The 15378-nt window shown below is 61.2% G+C and carries 15 protein-coding genes; 8 read left to right on the plus strand and 7 right to left on the minus strand.

Translation table 11 applies throughout. The features are described 5' to 3' along the window. The first annotated feature begins 14 nt into the window (after positions 1 to 14). Positions 15 to 917, plus strand: a complete 903-nt coding sequence (locus ACX80W_RS11395; protein WP_459283316.1) for a diacylglycerol/lipid kinase family protein — start codon at positions 15 to 17, stop codon at positions 915 to 917. Positions 918 to 1527: 610 nt separating this feature from the next. Here the strand turns inward: ACX80W_RS11395 and ACX80W_RS11400 are convergent. Continuing rightward, a complete protein-coding gene (locus tag ACX80W_RS11400) occupies positions 1528 to 1764 on the minus strand; it encodes a hypothetical protein (RefSeq protein WP_459283318.1) in 237 nt (78 codons plus the stop codon). 224 nt (positions 1765 to 1988) lie between these two features. Here ACX80W_RS11400 and ACX80W_RS11405 point away from each other — a divergent pair, with 224 nt between their 5' ends. Next, positions 1989 to 2642 carry a maleylpyruvate isomerase family mycothiol-dependent enzyme gene (locus ACX80W_RS11405; protein WP_459283319.1) on the plus strand — a complete coding sequence of 218 codons (654 nt, stop codon included), beginning with the start codon at positions 1989 to 1991 and terminating at the stop codon, positions 2640 to 2642. Between the two features lie 182 nt (positions 2643 to 2824). After that, on the plus strand, positions 2825 to 3100 hold the full coding sequence (locus tag ACX80W_RS11410; RefSeq protein WP_459283321.1) for a hypothetical protein: 276 nt from the start codon (positions 2825 to 2827) through the stop codon (positions 3098 to 3100). Positions 3101 to 3722: 622 nt separating this feature from the next. Here the strand turns inward: ACX80W_RS11410 and ACX80W_RS11415 are convergent. Beyond that, positions 3723 to 4649: a glycosyltransferase family 2 protein gene (locus ACX80W_RS11415; protein ID WP_459283323.1), complete on the minus strand. Its 927-nt coding sequence runs from the start codon at positions 4647 to 4649 to the stop codon at positions 3723 to 3725. 1605 nt (positions 4650 to 6254) lie between these two features. Between ACX80W_RS11415 and ACX80W_RS11420 the strand changes: the two genes are divergently transcribed. Then, positions 6255 to 7160: a hypothetical protein gene (locus ACX80W_RS11420; protein ID WP_459283325.1), complete on the plus strand. Its 906-nt coding sequence runs from the start codon at positions 6255 to 6257 to the stop codon at positions 7158 to 7160. 1673 nt (positions 7161 to 8833) lie between these two features. Here ACX80W_RS11420 and ACX80W_RS11425 read toward each other — a convergent pair. Together ACX80W_RS11425 and ACX80W_RS11430 are read right to left on the minus strand one after the other, a co-directional pair. Beyond that, on the minus strand, positions 8834 to 9778 hold the full coding sequence (locus ACX80W_RS11425) for a PASTA domain-containing protein (protein WP_459283326.1): 945 nt from the start codon (positions 9776 to 9778) through the stop codon (positions 8834 to 8836). A gap of 898 nt (positions 9779 to 10676) precedes the next feature. Continuing rightward, positions 10677 to 11135: a PLDc N-terminal domain-containing protein gene (locus ACX80W_RS11430; protein ID WP_459283328.1), complete on the minus strand. Its 459-nt coding sequence runs from the start codon at positions 11133 to 11135 to the stop codon at positions 10677 to 10679. Positions 11136 to 12111: 976 nt separating this feature from the next. Between ACX80W_RS11430 and ACX80W_RS11435 the strand changes: the two genes are divergently transcribed. Then, positions 12112 to 12309: a hypothetical protein gene (locus ACX80W_RS11435; protein ID WP_459283330.1), complete on the plus strand. Its 198-nt coding sequence runs from the start codon at positions 12112 to 12114 to the stop codon at positions 12307 to 12309. Between the two features lie 49 nt (positions 12310 to 12358). Continuing rightward, positions 12359 to 12685 (plus strand): hypothetical protein, encoded by a 327-nt coding sequence (locus ACX80W_RS11440; RefSeq protein WP_459283332.1) that lies wholly within the window; start codon positions 12359 to 12361, stop codon positions 12683 to 12685. 321 nt (positions 12686 to 13006) lie between these two features. On the opposite strand, the gene ACX80W_RS11445 is transcribed toward ACX80W_RS11440, so the two are convergent. The 3 genes from ACX80W_RS11445 to ACX80W_RS11455 all read right to left on the minus strand — a co-directional run bounded on the left by ACX80W_RS11445 (position 13007) and on the right by ACX80W_RS11455 (position 14292). Next, positions 13007 to 13516, minus strand: coding sequence for an AAA family ATPase (locus ACX80W_RS11445; RefSeq protein ID WP_459283334.1), 510 nt, complete (start codon positions 13514 to 13516; stop codon positions 13007 to 13009). A 58-nt stretch (positions 13517 to 13574) separates the two neighbouring features. Beyond that, positions 13575 to 13985: an AfsR/SARP family transcriptional regulator gene (locus tag ACX80W_RS11450; RefSeq protein ID WP_459283335.1), complete on the minus strand. Its 411-nt coding sequence runs from the start codon at positions 13983 to 13985 to the stop codon at positions 13575 to 13577. Positions 13986 to 14070: 85 nt separating this feature from the next. After that, positions 14071 to 14292 (minus strand): AfsR/SARP family transcriptional regulator, encoded by a 222-nt coding sequence (locus ACX80W_RS11455; protein ID WP_459283351.1) that lies wholly within the window; start codon positions 14290 to 14292, stop codon positions 14071 to 14073. Between the two features lie 762 nt (positions 14293 to 15054). Here ACX80W_RS11455 and ACX80W_RS11460 point away from each other — a divergent pair. Continuing rightward, the gene (locus ACX80W_RS11460) at positions 15055 to 15177 is read left to right on the plus strand and encodes a hypothetical protein (protein WP_459283337.1); all 123 of its coding nucleotides are present in this window, start codon (positions 15055 to 15057) and stop codon (positions 15175 to 15177) included. Between the two features lie 60 nt (positions 15178 to 15237). Then, complete coding sequence (locus tag ACX80W_RS11465; RefSeq protein WP_459283337.1) at positions 15238 to 15360, plus strand: hypothetical protein; 123 nt, start codon at positions 15238 to 15240, stop codon at positions 15358 to 15360. Positions 15361 to 15378 lie beyond the last annotated feature (18 nt).

Genomic DNA, 15378 nt, shown 5'->3' on the forward strand with positions numbered 1-15378 from the left:
CCGAAGGAAGACCCATGAGTACACCGCTGAATGCACCGCGCAGGTTCGACACCATCACGATCATCTTCAACCCGAACAGCACCGGGGATGCCCCCAAGCTTGCCCGGGAGCTACGCGACGAGCTGGCGCCCGAACTGCCTGAAACCGAGATCCGTCTGCAACCCACCGAACACGCCGGCCATGCAGTGGACCTCGCGCAGAAGGCAGCATCCGCGCCCAATGCCCTCATCGTGTCCGTGAGCGGGGACGGCGGATACAACGAAGTCGTCAACGGAGTCATGGCCAGCGGCAGCGACGACGCCGTCTGCGCAGTCCTGGCCGCCGGCAACGCGAACGACCACAGCCGCGTTATCGGACGCAAGCCGCTCGGCGAAGCAATCATTGAAGCCCAGGTCCGCCGGATCGACCTGCTGCGTATCAGCATGGATGCGCCCGGGTTCGAGCCGGTTTACGCGCACTCCTATATCGGTTTTGGGCTCACCCCAGTCATGGCGATCGATCTGGAAAAAGGCAGCAAGGGCGCCATCAAGGAGATGTTCTCCGTCGCGCGCACCTTCTCGAAGTTCAAGCCCTTCCAAATCCGCCACAGCGACGGAAAGCGCCGCACCTTTGACAGCCTCGTGTTCGCCAACATCTCTGAAATGGCCAAGTACGCCACCCTCAGCGAAGCCGATGACCACCCGGCGGACGGGAAGTTTGAGGTCATCATCTTCCCGCACATGGCCAAGTGGAGAATTCTCCTGACCGCTCTGCGCGCCACCACAAAGGGACTGGGCGATCAACCTAGCTACACGCGGTACCGGTTCTCGACGCTTAAGCCGATGCCGTACCAGATCGACGGCGAGGTGAAATCCGTCGAAACCAGCACCGACATCACGATCAACAGCGTCCCACGGGCCCTGTCGATCCTCGGCTGACCCGCCCCCTCGGCACCGCCCCGACCAAAACTTCCATCATGGATGTCAGGATCGTCGCCCCTCTCAGTGACCTATTCAGCCGACAACGGACATACTCGCCGCCTGCACGCTCATCGGGACTCTGTGAGATGTCGGCGCATCACCTCTTCGGTCACATCTCCCCTCGTGTTGTCGCGGCGGTTCATCGCAGCTCATGCGCGCGGAGGCATCAACTGGGCGGCGAACCGCCTCGATCATCTGCCGTTTGACGATCACCGGACGTGTTCAGGTCGAACCGAATGGTGGCCGGGCTTGCTGTGCCGGGCGGGAGGCGTCGCGTCCTGCACAGCATCCGCGGCTCATACTCGGCGTAGTCCAGCTCTCGGGCATCCTGTCCTCCGGAACCGCTCATCGGCGAGGGGTCAGAACGAGACCTACCGGACCGGGCTTGCTCCTATGTTTGCGGGTTGGCGGGCGGTGTCCCTGCGACGTGATACGTACGCCGGCGCTGTGGGGGAAAGGTACGGCCCCTCGGAGTGGAGGGACCTTTCAGGTCGTGTGACGCGCATCGATCAGGGTTCGGTGCGATATCCAGGAACTTGTGGAACTGGTTTGGCGGAAGCCGGGAGCGCTATGCAACGTACCGTGTCCAGCGTGCAGCGGCGCCGCCGTCATGATGGGAAACCGGGTTCACTGCAAGGTACACACCAAACAAAATGAACAATATGCCGCCGACTATGATGACTTTCTGCAGGATCCTGACTGTTCGTTTCGGGTCGCGTTTTCCCGGAACCAGGTTGATGGCAGCAGCTTGCATCAGGGAGAACGGCTTGCGCATTACCATCATGCCTACGCCAGCAACACTCACAAGGATTCCTGGTAAATCGCAGACGGGTTATGGCGGCGGACAGCGGTGCGCTATCTGGCGGCCGTTTCCATGACAGCAGGTCTGGTGCTTCCATCGCTCGACCGTACCGCCTGGCCCCGGTTCGGCAGGAAGGGGTGAGCCCTGATGCTTGGATCTGGTTCCCTCATCCACTCAATGGGACAGTCCCGCCTAGTTGGCCGGTCGTTTCGTGGTTATATTGCCCCATGCATTCCCGACCATCGGCGGCGGTGTGGCCAGCCGTTCACAGCGAACGCCAGATCCTCATCCGAGAACTTGAGTCCCTCACCCCGGAGCAATGGGCCCAGCCCTCGCTCTGTCCCGGCTGGGACATTCACGACGTCGTCGCTCATCTCGTGGATTCCGCGAAGACCACTCGTCTTGGCTTTCTGCGTCGACTGATCGCCGCGAAGTTCGATTTCGACAAGGACAACGCAAACGGCATCGCCAAGGAGCGCGCCGCGACTCCGGAAGCGACCCTGACCGAGTTCCGCCGCATACGCCAAGCAACCACGACACCGCCGGCTACTCTAGCAACTCGACTCGTCGAAATAATCGTGCATGGTGAGGACATTCGGCGTCCCCTGGGGATCTTGCGTTCCTACCCGAGTGAGTCGATCTGCGCGGCCTTGCATTATCAACTCAAAACCGGCATCTCTATGGGCGGTGGCCGGGAACGCGCAGCTGGATTTCGTCTGCAAGCGTCCGATTCGGGGTTTGAGCACGGTTCTGGCTCCGCGGTCAGAGGAACCTCGTTGGCACTTCTCATGGCGATCTCGGGCCGCCCCGTTGAAAAGGAAACTTTCTCAGGTGAAGGGGCGGCAACATTCCTACGGAAGCTGGAACAAGCGTCTAAATGAGCGGCCTCGAAATCATGAGCAGAGTGGCATCAACCGTTCCAACACAGCCCGGCAGTCAGCCTACTTCCGCTCCAGGGAAGGAAACCGGGCCGATCGTCCAGAGTCAAAACCTGCCGTGCTCAAAGGAACCTTTCTGCCATGCCATGAATAGAGGATTCATGGCCCGCGTGTAGGTTTCCTTCATGACCACCTCCGGATTCACCTCAACGCAGGTCGAGCTGAGGACGGAACGACTTCGGCTTCGCCGGTTGCGTGAAGAGGACAGCCAGACGGTCCGGGAGCTGTGGTTGGAGCGGGATCCGCGCGTACCTCGGCGGATCAACCCCTCGGGCCGCCCGTCGGTTGAGGACGTACGCGAGCCGAGCGCGGCGCAGCTGATCGAATCCGAGAGCTCTAGGCTGTCTCTCCTGGCGATTGAGAACATTCCGGTCCTGGATTTGTTGGGTACTGCGGGCTGACGGTCGACGCCGCCTCCTATGCAGAGCCGGCGATCGTCTCCGAGCTCTTTTGCGCCCGCTCCCAACAGCACCGCGTAGCGATTGTTGCCGGCTACTGCGTCTCGGAGGACCTCGATTACGGCATCATCAATGTCTGCTGCGCTCACCTCGCGATCTGTCAGCTATCGGAATCCCGAAGCTGGAAGAAACGCGTAAGTTCCTGCCGATGTCCTCAAGCTGCGCATTGACAGCTGAGTCGATGCGGGGAATGGACAACGAAAATATCGAGCGGATGTGAGACCGGTCCCCGTTCTGCTCGCGCGCCTGTTCCCCTGATCATCATGGCCGTATTTCCTGATCGCTCAGACCCCCCCCGTTGCCGTTCTCATCCGGGGTGTTCTCTTCCGGCTCGAACCTGATGGTTCTTCTGTCGAGCTGACGGCGATACGGTCGCCGCTGTCGGGAGTTGTCCCCCCGGGTCTGACCCCTTCACTCCTCAATCGTCTTCATGGCCGTCCTGCGTGGTCGTCATTGAGTCCTCCGAAAGTCACTTACCCGCCCGGCAGGCCTTTCTGACTCTAGGCTCCGTGGGCGAATGCTGCTTCACAACCTGGGAGATCCCGCGACTCTGGCGCGAGCTTTGTTAGCCTCCGCCACCTCCGGTTTTTAGGTGTCTAGGACGTTCATGCCGATACGCCCAAGAGTAGAGCGCTACCGCCGACGCCCTCAGGCCGGAACTGTAGATGACGGCACCCGCTGCGTACATTGTTCGAAGAAGCTTCAACGGCAAATAAATGGACCGGAAAATCATCGACGGCACCTTCAAAGCCCACCCGTTTACTTGGTGAGCCCGGTAGGTCCGGTCGAAGCGATCAACGTAGCGTCGATAGCATCCAGGGGAATCCTCCAGGCGGCGGGCAGAGACACCAGCGACCATGGTTGATAGATACGCGATTCCCAGCCCGTTGTCACTGAGGTGCAGTGACAGGTCGATATCCTCATGCATCTCATCGGATGCATCCCGGCATGTTTGGGACCGGATCAGTTCCCACGCAGTTCGGCGGACCGCCATATTGGAGCCGAACAGGAACGGATACCGGGGTGAGGCCCACCGCATCACCAGTTTTCTAACCGCATTATCTGCCTTCAACCCCAACCGGCGCCACGGCATATCGTAGTAGATCACAGGACCGGTAACAGCGGCGATGCCCGGATCCATGAAAGCCTGTTGGACCTGTTCTACCCAGTCCGGTTGCAGCAGGGAATCCGCATCGATACGACCCAGTACCTCACTCACCGCCGCCTGAAAACCGAAGTCCCGGGTAGGTATTATTCCTTGCTCTACGTTCTGTTGGAGCAATACGATCCCGGTGCCGGGGTGTTCTTCCTGCACCCGGGCCACTACGGCGCCCGTGCCGTCCGTGGAACCGTTATCAACCACGATGATCTGCTCCGCCGCCACGGTCTGATGAATTGCCGCCAGCAGGCAACGCCTGATCACGGCTTCTTCGTTGAATGCCGGGATTACCAACGAAACGTTCGGCAAACCAGCGTGGTCATCGACGGACACCCCGCCCACGGTAGCAGTCCTTCGAGTTCCATCATCGGCTCTTACCACCAGCTCCAATGGCTGGCTTTCACCCAGCCTGAACCAAACCACTCCCCAGCGATCTCGACGTTCGTCTGGGTCATCAGAGCCAACGTTGACACCCTTGGGGGAAGACGCAGTCCACGGACTCGGACTGAGTTCGGATGAACTGCCAGTCCTCGTCATCGAGGAACGGTTCCTCAGTGGGACCTCCGGCCTCGGCGATACTGGCCTGCGCTTCTCCCGGGATACCAGCCACCCCTTGGTGTTCTCGCAGCCACTGCTTCACTCCGGTATGAACGTCCGGTCACCACTGCTCAATTCAGTGTGCTTTCACAACTGCTCTCCTCCTGTTTGGGACTGACCCCCGTCCGCTTGACTCCTGACCAGCCGGAACCCGCTGGACCTGATTGTCATTTGACGGGGTCTGAGGATCGACCCCGGAGCCCACTTGGCCGCCTTCTGTGTCCCTGTAGCCGCCAGCGGACAGCCCGGATGTCCCCGCAGCCTAGGCCTCCTCGTTCTGATGGTGCTCATGGGTCGTTAATTCTAGCTGGCTGCTTCGCCTGGGCTGCTCGGCGAGGAGGATGACCCAGTTCAAAAACCTTCACCGAAGTCATGTACCTACCCCTCCACTCCCCCATGAAGTAGTAAGAACGCCCAAACCGGGCTTCGCGATAGAAAGGCGGCACCCCGCCCCCAGGAAACCCAAAAAAGTCATCAGAACCCGCATCCGGACCGCAGAATTGGGCCGGCTGTCCACAGTCAGAGACCAAAAAGGCCTCTGACTAGGGGAAACATGTGCCCGAAGTGGGACTCGAACCGGACTCCAGCCCCCTGAAATCCGCCACTCCCCCGAAAATATCCGCAATCCGGCTCAGTCCGGCACCGGTACGGCCCAGTCCGAGCCCCAAAGTGTGGACACTGTCCACACGCCGCTTCTCCCGACCAGAGGCCTTTCCGGATAGACGAAGGTCCATGACAGGGTGGGGCACAGGACACAAGGTTGCGGGTGGCTAGCTGCTGATGGTCGAGCTACGCTCGCAACCTACCGCCGCCATGGAGTCTCGATGCGAATATGCTGCTCGATAGTGTCGACAGGTCATCGCACCGGCCACACTGGCCCTGCTGACTTATCCGGCATTGCCCCGGTCATGACGTGGTCCTTTCGGCACGAACTATGCGGTAGACGGTGGAGTGGGCGAGCTGCGGAAGTTCCTCGAGGGTCGGCTCCGCGAACCAATATCGCTGGAATATTCAGCCGGCGCGCCCACCGGACTCACGCAGCACAGGCTGAGGCGCGACACCCCGCTTCACCGCTCTGGCAGTGGACGATGCGAACGCCCAACCTGCCGATGGCGTGCCAAGGCGATGTCGCCATCAATCTAGTTGCGCTTGCGCGGTCGCGCCATAGTGACCCCCTAATGCCGGTGGCTATACTTCCCACCGTACATATGCGGCCCTATCGGCCAGCGAGGTACTTCTTTTGCCGCTCAGCTTCTTCGAGGCACTCTGGAGGATCTTCGCGTTGGATTCCTTCTATTGGACAGTGCGATCGAGACTCTGATGGTTCGGAGAATCAACGAGATGTCCTACTATCTGCTCACCTCCGAGAGACCTGCATGGATCCCACAGGATAGACACGTCAAGCCTGACCTTTCAGATCCGCTGCAGAGACAGTCGGAGACGACAAGTCGTGCTGAAGGAGAACACATACACTGGTCCTTTTCCAAGAGCCAAATTGGGAAAATTGAGAAAGACTTCACCGAGAAGCTTCGCTTCCTTGCTTGGCACGGCGACATTCCCTTGCAATATGTAGGAGTCATCTCACGACTCCACGAGTACCGCAATGAGATGTATCACCGCGAAGAGAGCCGCCCCGAAGGGTTACGAATAGTCGCTTACCTCTACGCATCAATAACGGCGACGTTCCTAGACTTACTTTGGCCGCGAAGTTATAGCTGGGGCCCTGGTTCCGCGGAAACAAGACGACGCCTATACGAGCGTATGAACGTAGAACCGCCTGCCTTGCAGGAGGGTCACTACGGCTCCGGCCGCGAGCTGCAAGCACTGATGGCGAAGACGCTGCGGCGAGACCTCGTATTAGACGATGCTCCAACACTGATCGGAGATTACATACATAGCAGGGTCGAGCGCACGCATGAGCTGCTTGAATATGCTCGGGAATTTACTGCCTCGATGCGGGGCACTGAGGTCTCCGAGATGGACACAGTCCGCTGGGCCTACTGGACCCCTCCCGGGTTTACCCCTACCCATAAGACTCCTACCCGGGCGATGCGCAAGCATTGGAACGAGTGGGCGGGCGAAACACGTCAAATACCAGACCCATTGGAGGCCCTTCAATCTCTTGCGGAGTTCGAGTCAGAGTTTGAGCCTTTCGAAAAGAAGGTCTACGAGCTTGCGACCCAGGTTGACTTAGAGGTTGACCGCCAGATTGACGAGGAGAAGGACCGCCGTGCCTTTCGAGGCTGATTCTAGGTGAGAGGATTGACCAGCTGATACGACGACCGCCACCCTGGGTGGCCATGAATCTTGTACGTGAGAGGGCGGACGACGCTTCCGACCACGACAGAATCACCCCGGTCGGATAAACCCGAGCGGAAAGATCCAGAGCCTGAAAAGTTGTGGCTACTCATCATTGGGGTATTTGTGACGGTTACCGTCACCGCCGAGATTTCGTTCCTCGTATTCGACTATGCGATGACCACCTATCAGAAAGCGCACATTCACCTCGGACGCCTCGGGTGGCACCATCATCGATGCCTTGTCCGAGCCGCAGGTGGAAACGACGCTAGTGGATTTCGGACAGGGCAAAAATGACCTGCGCGCACTTCTAAGCTTCATCGATCACCAGGTCAGCAACCTCAGGCCGGAGTCCGTTTGAGGTGGGTAGGGATACGAACACTCTCCTTCACACAAGGACCTCTCGCCTGACGCCTGAAAGAGGACGGGTCTGGACCGATAGTCGCCGGCGGCACCAGTGCGAACAACCGAGAAGCGATCAAGAGGATAGCAACCGGAGGATCCCTGCATGCGAGTGTCGGCGAGGTTGGGACTGCCCCGAATTTGCGTGACTCCTAACCAAACGGAGCTAGCTCGGGCTAGCTGACTTATGACGGAGGGTGACGAGGTCAGAAGAACCCTCACTGAAGTCATGCAGCTCACCCGCCACTCCCCCATGAACGAGTAAGAAAGCCCAAACCGGGCTTCACGAAAGAAAGGAGCCACCCCGCCCCCAGAAACCCCAACCCAGCCACCAGAACCGGCACCCGGACCGCAGAATTGGGCCGGCTGTCCACAGTCAGAGAGCAAAGGGGCTCTGACTTGGGAAAACTTGTGCCCGAAGTTGGACTCGAACCGGACTCCAGCCCCCGGAAATCCACCACTCCCGCAAAAACATCCGCGATCCGCCCCAGTCCGGCACCGATACGGCCCAGTCCGAGACCGAAAGTGTGGACACTGTCCACACCCCACCTCTTCCCCGCCAAAGGCCTTCCCCAAGACTGCCGCACCCCGCACTGACAGGGTGCGGCGCTTCTTTGCCGTAAACGATCCGATCCTGCGGAGAGATTCACCCGCGGCCGTGACTGGGCGGTGCCCGCGCTCGTTACCGAATCCCGAGTACGCCGCACGACATACACGGTCTCCAAACTCTCCATCACGACGTCACCTCCCCTCCACCCATTCATAATCCGAGCGGCCGACAACTGCATGACAGATTCTCCCGGCCCGCCGAATCGGCCAGGTGCCATTCCGCCGCTTAGGACGCGCTGCCCATACTGTGCAGATATCGGTGAGCACCTCTTCCACCACGAAGCCAACCGACCGTTGCCGCCGGACCCGTCGTTCTGCGTTCCCGATAACCTCCCGGTCCGGTTGCCCGAAGACGATTAGGAGTTCGAACGGGCTGGCGGGGCGATCCTCAATCCCCTTCATGGCTGTGCGATTGCCGCTCCTCTTCATGACCAGGGATCGTTGTCGCAGACGTCGCCCTGAACCACACCTGACAGCCAATCGGATATTCGACGTCGTGGGGCACGGCAGCCGCAAAGAGGTCCTCTACCCGCCGACCCGACCGACCATGCCGGTGTAGATGGCCGACGTCAGCCGCACACAGAAGCATTGGTCCTCACCCAGCATAACCGTTAAAGGGGAACGGCTGAACAGGGCATCATGCCGAAGGATTGTGGGTGCAGCGTAAAGCTTACCCGAATTCGATCATTTGCCTCATTCGAGTTTGGAAGTCCCTCATCAGGTATGAGCGTGATGTCGATAAATCTATCGTTAGGCAGTACTCCTCCACGCATTGCAATCTGAACCCCTATCCCTGTACCCACTGGAGCCATGCTCTGGAAAGTTGAGCCGTTGTCTCCAGTGGCGGTAATGGTCACCTGACCCAACAAATCTGGTGGTTGCGGGTCTAATAAGCGCGTTGTGACAAGCACATGCGCAATTTCTGCCCCGCCTCCGCCGTAGTGGCACCTCAAGTCGTCAATTCCAAAGGTAATGTCGCCAGTGACTTGGGCCGGAGCCCCTACCGTCAGGGTGACATTCCGATCCTCGGGGAGGGGTTCCCCCTCATTGGGCGTGACCGCTACAACTAGGCCGATTTGGTCCGCAGAGGCGACTTCCTCGGCAACGGCGCTTGTGATCCCTTCAGCGGCCAGCGCATTTTGTGCGTCCACTAAGACGCTTCCGATGAGACCTGGGGGGACCAGGGCTGGAGGCGGCGTGTCGTCGCCGCCGGCACCCCCGCCTGCGCCCGCGCCGGCACCCCCGTCGCCGCCCACACCCGCACCCCCGTCGCCGCCCGCACCCGCACCCCCGCCAGCGGCCGCACCCCCGCCCCCGCCCGCGCCCCCGTCGCCGCCCGAGTCACCCCGAGCGGCACCCCCTGTTCCGCCGCCCGCTTGTTCGGGACTGGGCGAGTTCGAGGCGGTGGTCACGGTTGGCCTGGGGCTGGCGTCAGTACTCCCAGCATCGGGATTGTCACCTGAACGACTCTGCCCAAGCAGGAAAGCACCGGCCAAAAGAAGTAGGGCTACAACCACGGCTGATACCCATAAGGCGATTCTTTTTCCGTTATTCACGAGGCGCTCCTTCTCCGACTATGCCTGACGGCTTCCAGCGGGTTTGACGCCCTGCTTCAGCACATTCTGCGACGAGTTACCCAAAATCATTAGTGGCATACGCCGAGGCGGTTGATAAGGTTTGCAGGGCGGTATTTGTGTAATTGGACGCATAACGAAAGCCTGAATAGGACTAGAGGCCAAGTTGGAATCGAATTTCCGCTGCTGATCTTGGTCGAAGAGGTGAATAAGCGCTCGTCGGATGGTGAAGGACAACTTCTCCGACGACGCCTGACATACCCGCATTACGCAAAGTAGGTCCAATGGTTTCAGCCAGACTCCACTATTGAACCTTCGGGTGGCGCGTGCGACAGGGTCGAAGGAAAGGCCGAAACGCTTGTATGAGGAGCGTCGTGAAACCCTGCCATACCGACGTTGCAAGGTTTGATACCGCTGGGGCCGACGAGGCTGGGCGAAGACCCACTATCGTGGCCGAGGGCGCCTTGCTGGTGGTCGTGCATACTCCCATTTTCCGGCGGTGCCCTCCGGAAAGAGCCGGCACCGGCGGAAGTCCAGTGGCTGTGGCCGCAGAAACGAGTACCCACCGCCGTTGTGCGATGCACGCCGCCGTCTGACCGATGCTCAGCCCATACCGCAGCCTAGAAACCCCAAGGCCACATCGGTCGTCCCAAGAGCGAGAGGATTAGCCGCTGAACTGTACGGCCAAAGAGTACGCTCACGCCGCTGCAGAACCGACCCCTTCGCACAAGCCAACTCGTGAATCTAATAGCCCGTACATCGTGCAGGGTCGGCCATAAGCCGCCGAGGTCCAACAACGGGCTTCATGCTCTAGGTCGCCGGCGAGCCCGCCACCATCAGTCGGTGCAAAGCGGGAAAATCCGCGGTGCTGCAGGACACCCTAGCAGGCTCCGACCTCACGGCCGCCGAAAAGAACGAAATCTACAACCTCAACGCCCGCCCATGAGCGGGCTTGCCGCCCGGGGCGGAAGCCGCACTGCCCTGGTCGTGTCCGGCCCGCCCGGAGAACCGCCCGCTGAGGGATCCCGCAGTGCGCCCATCGGCCGTCGTGGTTCCCGGTCGCTGGCGCGATGCTTTGCAGACGGCTCGGGGTGGGTGCGGCGCTGCGCGGGCGAACGACGAACCAGGAAGCCGGGCCGAGGATGGGGAAAGCGAGCACAATCAGAACCCATACGGCCTGCGCCGTGCTGGTTAGGTGGCGGGACCGCGCAATGCTGATGAGGGCCACCACGACAATGGCTACCGCCAGCGCACCGGCTCCCTGCATGGTGAGTTCCCACGCATTCGGAATCACCGGGTTCAGACTACCCTCGGCTGTTGCCACCATCTTGCCCCCCATCGTTGCACTACTGACCACTCCATTGCTGCACCTACTTTAGCGATACCGACAGGGGAGACCGCCCCGAGCTTCCTTGTCTTCTGGCCAGACGGAGAAGGCATGGGCTTATCCCCACATGACAGGGTCTGAGGGCCGCCCCCGCATTCCGCGTCGCCGCGTCCTGTGTGTTTGTAGCCGCCAGCGAGCAAACGGGCGGTCACCCCAACCTGGGTCTGCCCGTAGCGATGGAGCTCATCAATCGCCAACCTACGGTGGCTGCCTCGCCCGAGCTGCTCGAGGAGAATAACCAGGCCAAAAAACCCTCACCAAAGTCATGCAGCTACCCCGCCGCTCCTCCATGAAGTAGTAAGAACGCCCAACCCGGGCTTCGCGACAGAAAGGCGGCACCCAGCGCCCAGGAAAACTCCAAAACAGCCACCAGAACCGGCACCCGGACCGCAGAATCGGGCCGGCTGTCCACAGTCAGAGAGCAAAAGGGCCTCTGACTAGGGGAAACATGTGCCCGAAGTGGGACTCGAACCGGACTCCGGCCCTTGTGAATACTGGGCTCCTGAGGAAACATGCGCAATCCGACCCAGTCCGACCGATGTACGACCCGATCCGAGGCCCCAGGTGTGGACACTGTCCACACCCCCACTTCTGCCTACCAGAGGCCTTCCCAGACACTGCCGCACCCCGCACTGACAGGGTGCGGCGCTTCTGTGCCGTGAATGATCCGATCCTGCCGGAGAGATTCAACCGCGGCCGTGACCGGGTGGTGCCCGCGCTCGTTACCGAGTCCCGGGCACGCCCCACGACATGCACGGTCTCCAAAGTCTCCATCACGACGTCGCCTCCCCTCAAACCATTCATGGTCCGAGCAGCCGACAACTGCATGACAGATTCTCTCGGTCCGCCGAATCGGCCAGGTGCCCTCCCGACACTTGAGACGCGCTGCCCATACTGTGCAGATATTGGTGACCCCCTCCGCACCGCGATGGGTCTGCTTCCTATGAAGGACGCCGTCGCGGCCAAGCGCCTCATCGAGCCGGTCAAGCTGCTCCCATGGCGTGCGGCGGTCCGGCAGGCCCTGTCCCTCGACGCCATGAAGGCGGCCGCAGTCCTGGTCAGGCACGGGAAAACCAGCGCGGACGACCTTACTGAGTTGCAGGGTTCCGTTCACGCGCCCGCCTAGGAGGTCATGGAGCGCGTGCGGTCACCCACGGCCGATCTGGGCTTCGATCGTGAAGGCGAAGTTGACTTCGCAGCGCCTGCAGGCGATGACTTGGGCGAGCATCCTGATCTCGGAGGCGCCGAAGTACGCCAAGGAGGAAAACCACTGGGCGGCGGGAGAGCCCTTCCGCAAAGAGGTCATGAAAAACCGGGAGCGGCAGGTGAAAGCCCAGCGCGCTGAGGTGGTCGCGCGCAAACTCCCGGATCAATTGCAGCATCGACACCCTGGTCACTCCCGCCGGGTCTGTGTAGCGACGCAGCAAATTGTGGTGTGCGAGAGCGGTCAGCAGGTCCTCGGCCCGCCTCTGCCCCGGACGCTGATCCGCGGATCCAGCTGACCGCCGCGGTGGTTGGATCAGCAGCGAAGACGCCGAGCTGATCAAAGAGTTGCCGTTCAGCATCGCCGAGCAGTTGATGGCTCCACGCGATTGTTGCCGTGAGAGTTCGCTGGCGCTCTGGAAGATCGCGGAGGGCTGCCGGCATGGCGGCAAGACTGACCTCCAGATCGTTGAGAAGTTCTAGCTCGGTGCGATGCCGTAATTGGGCTGCGGCTAGTTCGATTGCACGTGGAAGGCCGTCCAAGCGGTGACACAGCCGGGTCACGACCGCAGCGTTAGAGTCGTTGAGGATGAAGTGGGGGCGGACGGCCCGGCCGCGGGTCAGGAAGAGTTCACGGCGGGCACCTCCTGCAGCAAGCGCCGGGGCAGCGACGGATCGAGTGGATGGAGAGCCAACGGCGCGAGCTCGTACTCGTACTCGGCACGCAGTCCCAGGGGCCGTCGGCTGGTGGTCAGGATCCGCAGTCCAGGCGCGGCGGTGAGCATGTCCAGCACAACCGGCCACGCTTCCTCCAGCTGTTCGAAGTTATCCAAGACCAACAACAGCCGACGGGAGCGCAGGAAGCGGTTTACGATCTTCAGCGGGTCGCTGCATTCCCAGCCTTCTAAGCCAATCTCCGCAGTTATTGCGGTGGGCACTTGCTGCATCTGAGTGAGTGGGGCGAGATTGACCCAGCACACACCATCGGGCGTTTCCGCGCCGAGCTGTGCGGCCGCCGCCAATGCCAGACGGGTCTTCCCTGTCCCCCCTGGACCCGTCACGGTAACCAACCTGCAGCCGTCGGCGACATACATGGAGCACAGCCCACCCAACTCGGCATCGCGCCCCACGAGTGGCGCGAGTTCTGCCGGAAGGTTATCCAGCCGTTGCCTGATTGGGCGATGCCCCTCAGCGGCGGGAACCGCGAGCGATGCGTCCTGCCGTAAGACCGCCCGTTCCAGCTGTTTGCAGGCGTGGATCGGGGTCGATGCCAAGGTCCTCGATGAAGACCTGGCGCGCCTGGCGGCAGGCCGCCAGAGCATCCGCCTGACGATCACAGCGGCACAAGGCAAGAACGAGTGATGCCCACAGCTGCTCCTCATACCTGTGCTGGGCCACCATCGACTGCACATCGCCCACCAGCGTGCCGTGCCGGCCCAGCGCGAGCTCAACCTCGATCAGGTTCTGGTAGACGTTCAGCCAGGACTCCTCCAGGTCGTCCAGCTCAGGCCGGAACAATTCGATGTCGGCCAGATCGGGAAATGCTTTCCCTAAATAGCTCCACGGCTGGGCGGAGATCTTCCGCACCTTCCACCACATCCCCGGCCTGCACCGCCAGCTCGCCCGCCGCCACCTGCTCACGAAACTGCAGGAGATCAAGCTCGTCCTCCGCAACCGTCAGAACCTAGCCGCCTGACCGGCTGGCCAGCCGCTGGGAGGCAAGACCCTTTGACCGACCAGGATCCAACATGCGTCGTAGATTCGCGACATACACCTGCAACTGTGGGCCCGGCTTCGCGGGTGGGTGGTCGGCCCAGACCGCCTCGACCAGGAAATCAGATGTCACGACCGAGTTCGCTCGTAGGGCCAGACATTCCAACACGATTCGCTGCTGAGAAGCACGCACTGTGACCGGCGCACCGCCGACGACGACCTCTAACGGGCCCAAGGCTCGTATCCAAAGTGCACCCAAGGCACAGCACCCTCAGCGGATCGACGGCTCACCAGACCCCGGCTTGCCCGGTCCCGTGAAGCTCAGCGACGCGACACCCCCGCCCGAGCGTTTGCCTTCACACTCGATTGGGATTGCATGGTCCGACCTTTTCAGCCCGATCATGCCCCTGCGGGACAAAAGGGTCCAGTCCCCCGCCTAAGTGCAGCCGCAGTTCACAGAGCAGCTGCTGCCCCGTGCAGGGAAGGAGCGAGGCGTCAAGCGGGCGGTCCGGGCAAGCGAGGGCCTCGCTGCGGCCCACAGGGATCTGGTTGGAACCTCGGATAGCGGCTTGCGTTCGGTGCTGGCGGACACGGCGGAAAGAATCCCCGCACCACAATCTTTTCAGGCGTGTATCAACGCACCAGGGGCAGTTCCAATCGTCGGACACCACACCGTTCGCCCGTGAGGCCAAACCTTCGAGCAGGATGCGCTGCAGGCTTGAGTAGACGTCCGGCCCGGTCCCAGTCCGCGCAACACAGGGGGCCGCCACTAGCTCCTGCCCGTAGCCTGTCCCGCGCAGCAAAATCATGCTCCCTCGCCACGCACAAACGCCCACCACTGGGGGCTATCCGGTCCAGCCCCTGCCTGGAGCCTGCGTCGCCCAATTAAGGACTGGTTAAGCGCACGGCGCGATCCTAGATTCAACAAAACAACCACCACACCAAGGAGCCCATCATGAAAACCATCAAGCGCCTCTTCTGGGCAACAGCAGCAACCGTCGGTCTCGTCGCAGCCTCCGCCGCCCCCAGCTTCGCTGGACAGGGGGTCAACCACACCGAGGCCTTTCAGGGCCGATAGCGAATTCCTCACCACAACCCGCGCACCAACCCCGCGAATGACAATGAAAAGGGAACCGTCATGAAAACCATCAAGCGCCTCTTCTGGGCCACAGCAGCAACCGTCGGTCTCGTCGCAGCCTCCGCCGCCCCCAGCTTCGCTGGACAGGGGGTCAACCACACCGAGGCCTTTCAGGGCCGATAGCGAATTCCTCACCACAAC

The sequence above is a fragment of the Arthrobacter melezitosi genome (genome assembly GCF_054511055.1).

Coding starts and splice junctions, on each gene's coding strand:
- ACX80W_RS11395 (WP_459283316.1), top strand. CDS start 15: ATGAGTACACCGCTGAATGCACCGCGCAGGTTCGACACCATCACGATC.
- ACX80W_RS11405 (WP_459283319.1), top strand. CDS start 1,989: ATGCATTCCCGACCATCGGCGGCGGTGTGGCCAGCCGTTCACAGCGAA.
- ACX80W_RS11410 (WP_459283321.1), top strand. CDS start 2,825: ATGACCACCTCCGGATTCACCTCAACGCAGGTCGAGCTGAGGACGGAA.
- ACX80W_RS11420 (WP_459283325.1), top strand. CDS start 6,255: ATGTCCTACTATCTGCTCACCTCCGAGAGACCTGCATGGATCCCACAG.
- ACX80W_RS11430 (WP_459283328.1), bottom strand. CDS start 11,135: ATGGGGGGCAAGATGGTGGCAACAGCCGAGGGTAGTCTGAACCCGGTG.
- ACX80W_RS11435 (WP_459283330.1), top strand. CDS start 12,112: ATGGGTCTGCTTCCTATGAAGGACGCCGTCGCGGCCAAGCGCCTCATC.
- ACX80W_RS11450 (WP_459283335.1), bottom strand. CDS start 13,985: ATGTGGTGGAAGGTGCGGAAGATCTCCGCCCAGCCGTGGAGCTATTTA.
- ACX80W_RS11460 (WP_459283337.1), top strand. CDS start 15,055: ATGAAAACCATCAAGCGCCTCTTCTGGGCAACAGCAGCAACCGTCGGT.
- ACX80W_RS11465 (WP_459283337.1), top strand. CDS start 15,238: ATGAAAACCATCAAGCGCCTCTTCTGGGCCACAGCAGCAACCGTCGGT.